Genomic DNA, 7,153 nt, shown 5'->3' on the forward strand with positions numbered 1-7,153 from the left:
GTCCAGTTCGATCCGAGTTTAGGTCCAGATGCAGAGCCAGATTCCCGCCGAGATCATCCTGTTGCGCGAAGACGAGGCACCCACTTTGCAGGGCCGTCTTGCAGCGGCTATCGTGCGGGCAATATTGGAAATTCGGGCGCGGCCGGGCACGCGGCTGCCTTCGAGCCGCAAGCTGGCGGGGGCGCTGGGGATCTCGCGGATGACAGTGACGCTGGTCTATCAGGATCTGGTCAGTCAGGGCTATCTGGAGACCTTGCCGCGTTCGGGAATCGCGGTTGCGGCCACCGTGCCGCATCGGCGTTTGCGCGCACCAAGCATCCGGCAGCAGGCCGAAAAGCCGCCCGATTGGCAGGACTGGCTGAGCGATCACAAGCTGCCCCGCCGCGTGATCCGCAAGCCGACCAACTGGCGCGAGTTCCGTTATCCGTTCATCTATGGCCAGCCCGACCCCAGCCTGTTCGACCATAATGCGTGGCGTGAATGTGCGCGGCAGGCCTTGGGGACGCGGGATTTCGCCGATCTGTCCTCGGACCGCTACGGCGCGGATGATCCGTTGCTGGTCGATTACATCTGCTCGAACACCTTGGCGCGGCGCGGGATCAGGGCGCGGCGCGACGAGGTTCTGGTGACGCTTGGCGCGCAGAACGCGCTGTTTCTGGCGGTCGAGTTGCTGGCTCGGGCCGACCGCATCGCCGTGACCGAAGATCCGGGCTATCCCGATTTTGCCGAGACGTTGCGCCGCGCCCAAAGTCCGACCAGCTTTCTGCCGGTGGATCATGGCGGTTTAAATCCGGCCGATCTGCCGCCGAACACGCGTCTGGTCATCGTGACGCCCAGCCATCACATCCCGACCGGCGGAACCATGCCCTTGGCCCGACGACGGGAATTGCTGGAACGGGCGGCGGCGCAGGATTTCCTGATCATCGAGGACGATTACGATTTCGAGATGTCCTATCTGGCCCAGCCGTTGCCCGCCTTGCGGTCGATGGATGATGCGGGGCGCGTGATCTATATCGGAAGCTTCTCGAAATCCCTGTTTCCGGGGTTGCGGATCGGTTACATGGTCGGCCCCGCCGAATTGATCCGGCAGGCGCGGGCGCTGCGCTCGATCATGCTGCGCCACCCGCCCAGCCATTTGCAGCGGATCACCGCATATTTTCTGGCGCTGGGGCATTACGACGCCCATATCGTCCGTCTGCGCGAGGCGCTGAAGCGCAGGCGTGCACTGATCGAGGAAGCCTTGCAGGGCAGCGCGCTTGAACTTGCCGGCGCGCCTCGGGCAGGCGGGTCCAGCGTCTGGGTTCGCGCGCCCGACGGAGTGGGCAGCCAGATCCTTGCCGACCGCCTGCATGACGAAAGCGTGCTGATCGAACCGGGCGAGGTGTTTTTCGAACAACCGCCCGAGCCATGCTCGTTCTTTCGTCTTGGCTATGCGACGATTGCCGACAATCTGATTGCCGAGGGAATCCGGCGCATCGACCGCGCCGCCGCGCGCCTTGCGGGTCGGCGGAGCCTCTAAGCCGCTGATGCCCTAGTTCAGTGCCGAAGCGGCTCGGTTGGTGATGCTGGCGCGGGTCTGGGGCAGCGCGGATTGCTGCTCGCGTTGCAGATAGTCCAGCAGTTTCTCGCGGATTTCGCAGCGCAGATCGAACGCCTTTCCGGCATGGGTCGCGCTGGCAAGGATACGCACCTCGACCTCGCGTTCACGGAAATCGGTGACCTGCAGCACGAAGACATCGCGGTTCCACAAGGGCGAGGCGCGCACGATGCGTTCGGCCTCGGCGCGCAAAGCGGAGACAGAGACGCCGTAATCCAGATAGATCAGCACCGTCCCGATCAGTGTGGCGTCGTTGCGGGTCCAGTTCTGGAAGGGTTGCTCCATGAAATAGTTCAGCGGCACGATCAGGCGGCGTTTGTCCCAGATGCGGATGACCACATAGGTCGCGGTGATTTCCTCGACATTGCCCCATTCGCCCTCGACGATCACGGCGTCGTCAAGCCGGATCGGCTGGGTCAGCGCAAGCTGGATACCGGCCAGCAGGTTACGCAGGACCGGTTGCAGCGCAAGACCCAGCACGATGCCCGCCGCCCCCGCCGAGGCCAGAAGGCTGACGCCATATTGCCAGACCCGATCAAAGGTCATCAGCGCCGCGCTGATCCCGATCGCGATGACGACGATAATCAGGACCCGTTGCAGCACGCGGGTCTGGGTGACGTGTTTGCGGGCCAGCAGGTTGTCCTCGACATCCAGACGGAAGCGGCGCAGATGCAGCGTCATCCAGATATCCAGCATGATGGTGACGATCCATGTCACGCAGACGATGAACGCGATCAGCAAGGCGTGGCGCAGCACATTGCCTTCGCTGACCGGCAGTGGCGCGATATTGGCGGCGAAGGATACCGCCATCACCATAAGGCCAAGCTGCACCGGGGCGCGCGCCCGCCGGACCAGCCTGCGCCAGAATTCGTCGCGATGTTCGAGCGCCCGCAACGCAAGCCGGTAAAGCAGGTAGCCGGCGCTCCATGCAGCAGCCAATGCCAACAGGAAGACAAGTGCGGTTTCCATCCAGGGTTGCATCGTACCTCATTGCCCTATTGCGGTAAGTTATCCCAACCTGAGCGTTGTGATCGGGTTCCGCGCGGGGCAGATACCGGCGGATCGCTGCGTTGAGGGGGCAAAATCCTGCCTGTGGATGCGGCAGCGTTGAAAATCTGGCGGCTGGTGCCAAACCGCGAAGTCATTGGACAAGGCGGAGCGCAAATGATCGAATGGGCGCATGATATTCGGGGGTGTGACCATGTTCAGATGGGTTTGGATCACATTGGCGCTGACGGTCGCGACGCCCGCCGCCGCCGAGATCGTTGTCAATTATGATGCGCTGGCTGCCTCGCCGGACCCCGCCTTGCGCCGTGACATCGAACGCAAAGGCGTCATTCACGAGTTGTCCAGCGAGTTCGACCGGCTCGACAAGCGCTATATCCGTCCCGGTCAGGTGCTGCACATCCAGATCCAGCGGCTGGATCTAGCGGGCGAATACGAGCCGTGGCGTCGCGGCTTCGAGGATGTCAGGATCATGCGCGACATCACGCCTCCGCGTATCAACCTGCATTATGCCTTGTTCGAGAATGGCCGGAAGACCCGCGAGGGCACAGCCAGACTGTCGGATATGAATTATCTTTCCGATCCCCGCGCGCGCAGCAGCGATGAACGGCTGATCCATGAAAAGCTCTTGCTGCGGGACTGGTTTCGCGAGACCTTTCGCTAGCCGGAGTCGGGAACCAATCCGGCGACCGCGCGTCTTGCCTTGTCAACTTCCCACCTGCGGGAGAATGCAATGCCGCGACTTTCCTTGCTTGCCGCCGCCCTGTGCCTGACGATTCCGCTGCCGCTTTCGGCGCAGGACATCGTGGTTTCGTCCAAGATCGATACCGAGGGCGGACTTCTGGGCAATATGATCCTGCTTGCCTTGCGTCATGCCGATCTGCCGGTGCAGGATCGTCTGCAACTGGGCGGCACACCGATCCTGCGCGATGCGATCATCTCGAAGCAGATTGATATCTATCCCGAATACACCGCGAACGGGGCTTTCTTCTTCAACGAGGGCGATAGCGATGTCTGGAAGGACGCGGCCAAGGGCTATGCGCGGGTCGCCGAACTGGACAAGGCCCAGAACGACATCATCTGGCTGAAACCCGCGCCCGCGAACAACACATGGGCGATTGCGTTGCGGCAGGATGTGGCGACGGAATACGGCATTGCAACCATGTCCGAACTGGGCAAATGGATCGATGACGGCGGCGACATCAAGCTGGCGGCCTCGACCGAGTTCGTGACCTCGCCCGCAGCACTTCCGGCCTTCCAGACGGCGTATGATTTTACCCTGAAGCCCGAACAGTTGGTGCAGCTTTCAGGCGGCGATACGGCCGCCACGATCGCGGCGGCGGCGCAGCAGACTTCGGGAGTGAACGCGGCCATGGTCTATGGCACCGACGGCGCGATAGCCGAGGCTGGGCTGTTGGTGATGGAGGACGACAAGGCGGTTCAGCCGGTCTACGAGCCTGCGCCGATCATCCGCGACGAGGTTCTGAAAGCACATCCCCAAATTGCCGAGGTGTTGGCTCCGATATTTGACGCGCTGACCTTGCAGACCTTGCAACGCCTGAACGGTCGGATTCAGGTCGGAGGCGAACCTGCGGCGACCGTCGCGCAGGAGTTTCTGACCGACGCGGGATTTCTGAACTGACGCAAGGATGTCGCGTCCCGCCATCCTTTTCGCGCTGATCGGACTGTCGGGGATCGTTTTGCCGCTGGTGCAGTTCAAGCCGAACCGTATCGCAGCGGGCGAAGGGGTTGTGCTGATCACAGGCTTTGGCTGGGGCGCGGCGGTCGCCTTGGGTCTGGCCGCGATCCTCGTGGCGGGTTGCTGGGCAGGCTGGGCCGCTTTGACGCGGCTCGCCGTCGCCCTGCTGGGGGTTGTCGCTGTGACCCTGTCGCTGGGCATGGCGGCCCGCCACTTGGCGCAGGCGGACAATGCCCTTGCCCGCGTTTCGCCTGCTGGGGGTTTCTGGCTGCTGCTACTGGCGTTTTCGCTGATGTTCGGGGATGCGATCACGCGGCTGCGGCCATCGGCGGTCACGCGTTGGCTGATCCTTTGCGCGGTGCTGGTCTTGATCGCTGTGGTTCTGGCGACGGGATTGCTGGATGGAGTCTCGGTCATGCGGGAATATGCCGCCCGCCGAGAGCCCTTCCTGAATGCCGCCCGCACCCACCTGCTGCTGGGGTTTGGCTCGCTCGGGTTGGCGCTTGCGGTCGGACTGCCGCTAGGGATGGTACTTTTCCATGCGCCCCGTATCGCAGGGCCGGTCCTTGCGGCGTTGAATGTCGTGCAAACCATCCCGTCGCTTGCGCTGTTCGGCATCATGATACCGCTTTTCGGCTGGCTCGCGGCGACATTGCCAACGGCGGCGCAGTGGGGGCTGTCGGGGATCGGCATCTTTCCGGCGATGACGGCGCTGTTTTTATACGCGCTGCTTCCCGTTGTCTCGAACACTGTGGCTGGTCTGTCAGGCGTGCCGGTCGCCATCCGCGAGGCCGCCGAGGGGCTGGGAATGACGCGGCCGCAGATCCTGATGCGGATCTTGGTCCCGCTTGCGCTGCCCGTCCTGCTGGCCGCCGTGCGGATCGTGCTCGTGCAGAATATCGGGCTGGGGGTGATCGCCGGACTGATCGGCGGCGGAGGCTTCGGCAGTTTCGTGTTTCAGGGCCTGAACCAGACCGCGATGGACCTTGTCCTGCTGGGAGCCTTGCCGACCATCGCACTGGCATTGCTGGCGGGAATTGTCATGGATCTGCTGGTCGATTTAAGCCAGAGGCGCGCATGATCGAGTTGCGCGACCTGACGAGGATCTATGACGGCGTGGCCGCGGTCGATCATGTCAGCCTGACGGTCGAGCGTGGCCAGATCGCGACATTGGTCGGGGCCTCGGGGTCGGGCAAGACGACTTTGTTGCGGATGATCAACCGGCTGGTCGAGCCGTCGTCGGGGCAGGTGCAGATCGAAGGGCGCGATACGGCTTCGATGCCGGTCCACCAGTTGCGGCGGCGGATCGGTTACGCGATTCAGGGCGTCGGGCTGTTCCCGCATCAAAGCGTGGCAGAAAACATCGCGACCGTGCCGCGATTGCTGGGCTGGTCGAATGCGCAGATTCTGGATCGGGTCGATGAACTGCTTTCGCTGTTCCAGCTGGATCCCGCGACCTTTCGTGACCGTCGTCCGGGCCAGCTTTCAGGTGGGCAGACGCAGCGCGTCGGCGTGGCTCGCGCCCTGGCCGCCCGCCCCGATCTGTTGCTGATGGACGAGCCGTTCGGGGCGTTGGACAGCGTCATTCGCGCCAAGGCTCAGTCCGATCTGCGCGATATCCAGAGCCGGTTGGGCACGACCATGATCCTCGTGACCCATGACATCGAAGAGGCCGTCCGGCTAGGCGACCGGATCGCGGTCATGGATCGCGGCAAGGTGCTGCAATACGACACGCCCGCGCAGGTATTGGCACATCCCGCGACGCCCTTCGTGCGTGACCTGATCGGCCCAAGCGAGCGCGTCTATCGGCTTCTGTCACTGACCACTGTGGCGGAGATCGCCATTGCGGGTGATGCTTACGGCCCTGCGATCCCGCGTGATCTGACCCTGCGCGAGGCTTTGGCCGAGATCATGCGCAGCGGACGCGATGCCCTGCCGCTCGAGGGCGGCGGCATCGTCACGCTGGCGGCGCTGCGCGCAAGGTCGGCGCGGTGACGGGGCGGCTTTTCCTGATGCTGGCGGCGGGATTCGTTGCGCTGTTCCTGCTGTCGCCCGAAAGTTTCACGGCATTGTTCCGGCCGTTGACGCGCAACAATGCGCCCGCGATCTATACCCAGACGAGCCTTCTGGCACTGACGCTGTCGCATCTGGCCATTGTGGCGGTCGCGGTTCTGGCCTCGACGCTGGTGGCGATCTTGCTGGCGATCATCGTCACCAGACCCTCGGGGCGCGAGTTTCTGCCCTTGGCGCGGACGGTGACAACGGTCGGCCAGACCTTTCCGCCCGTCGCGGTTCTGGCTCTGGCGGTTCCGGTGCTTGGTTTCGGCATGGCTCCGACGCTGGTCGCGCTGTTTCTATACGGGTTGCTTCCGGTATTCGAGAATGCGCTGGCCGGACTGACTGGCCAAACACCCGAGATCACCGAGGCCGCGCGGGGAATGGGCCTGACGCCGAACCAGCGGCTGTGGCGGATCGACTTGCCCCTTGCATTGCCGTTGCTGCTGGCGGGGATGCGGTTGACGGCGGTCATCTCGCTTGGGACGGCGACCATCGGCTCGACCGTGGCGGCGCGCACCTTGGGCGAGGTGATCATCGCGGGTCTGTTGTCATCGAATACGGCCTTCGTCGTGCAGGGCGGCATGATCGTCGGTATCCTTGCGGTCCTGATCCATCACGGCTTTGGTGCCCTCGAGGCCCGTGCGGCGCGTGCGGCGGGTCAGACGGTCCCTTAGACCCGATGATCGGGAGGTGAGCTGACTGGGTTGGCGGCCTCTCCCGCGGCATTCTCCGTTCGAGGGTTGCACCAGGTCGGCTGGTGCCGAGCCTCAAGAATGGGGGAGAGACCGAATGCA

At 63.7% G+C, this 7,153-nt stretch carries 7 protein-coding genes; 6 read left to right on the plus strand and 1 reads right to left on the minus strand.

Features of this window, described 5'->3' with window-relative positions:
- Positions 1–28: 28 nt before the first annotated feature.
- On the plus strand, positions 29–1,519 hold the full coding sequence (gene pdxR, locus GL286_RS16175) for a MocR-like pyridoxine biosynthesis transcription factor PdxR (RefSeq protein ID WP_155096614.1): 1,491 nt from the start codon (positions 29–31) through the stop codon (positions 1,517–1,519).
- Between the two features lie 12 nt (positions 1,520–1,531).
- On the opposite strand, the gene GL286_RS16180 is transcribed toward pdxR, so the two are convergent.
- A complete protein-coding gene (locus tag GL286_RS16180) occupies positions 1,532–2,578 on the minus strand; it encodes a mechanosensitive ion channel family protein (protein ID WP_155096615.1) in 1,047 nt (348 codons plus the stop codon).
- A gap of 220 nt (positions 2,579–2,798) precedes the next feature.
- Between GL286_RS16180 and GL286_RS16185 the strand changes: the two genes are divergently transcribed.
- From GL286_RS16185 to GL286_RS16205, 5 genes are all read left to right on the plus strand, one after another.
- Positions 2,799–3,266 (plus strand): DUF3016 domain-containing protein, encoded by a 468-nt coding sequence (locus GL286_RS16185; RefSeq protein WP_170295241.1) that lies wholly within the window; start codon positions 2,799–2,801, stop codon positions 3,264–3,266.
- Between the two features lie 69 nt (positions 3,267–3,335).
- Complete coding sequence (gene osmF / locus GL286_RS16190; protein ID WP_155096617.1) at positions 3,336–4,244, plus strand: glycine betaine ABC transporter substrate-binding protein OsmF; 909 nt, start codon at positions 3,336–3,338, stop codon at positions 4,242–4,244.
- A 7-nt stretch (positions 4,245–4,251) separates the two neighbouring features.
- Positions 4,252–5,382 (plus strand): ABC transporter permease, encoded by a 1,131-nt coding sequence (locus tag GL286_RS16195; RefSeq protein WP_155096618.1) that lies wholly within the window; start codon positions 4,252–4,254, stop codon positions 5,380–5,382.
- Entirely contained in the window at positions 5,379–6,296 is a 918-nt protein-coding gene (locus GL286_RS16200) for an ABC transporter ATP-binding protein (protein ID WP_155096619.1), read from the plus strand. Before GL286_RS16195 ends, GL286_RS16200 begins: the two co-directional genes overlap by 4 nt.
- Before the next feature lie 17 nt (positions 6,297–6,313).
- Complete coding sequence (locus GL286_RS16205; protein ID WP_155096626.1) at positions 6,314–7,033, plus strand: ABC transporter permease; 720 nt, start codon at positions 6,314–6,316, stop codon at positions 7,031–7,033.
- Positions 7,034–7,153: the final 120 nt, after the last annotated feature.

Origin of the sequence: Paracoccus aestuariivivens (assembly GCF_009711225.1) — a bacterium.
In the GTDB taxonomy this organism is placed as follows: domain Bacteria; phylum Pseudomonadota; class Alphaproteobacteria; order Rhodobacterales; family Rhodobacteraceae; genus Paracoccus; species Paracoccus aestuariivivens.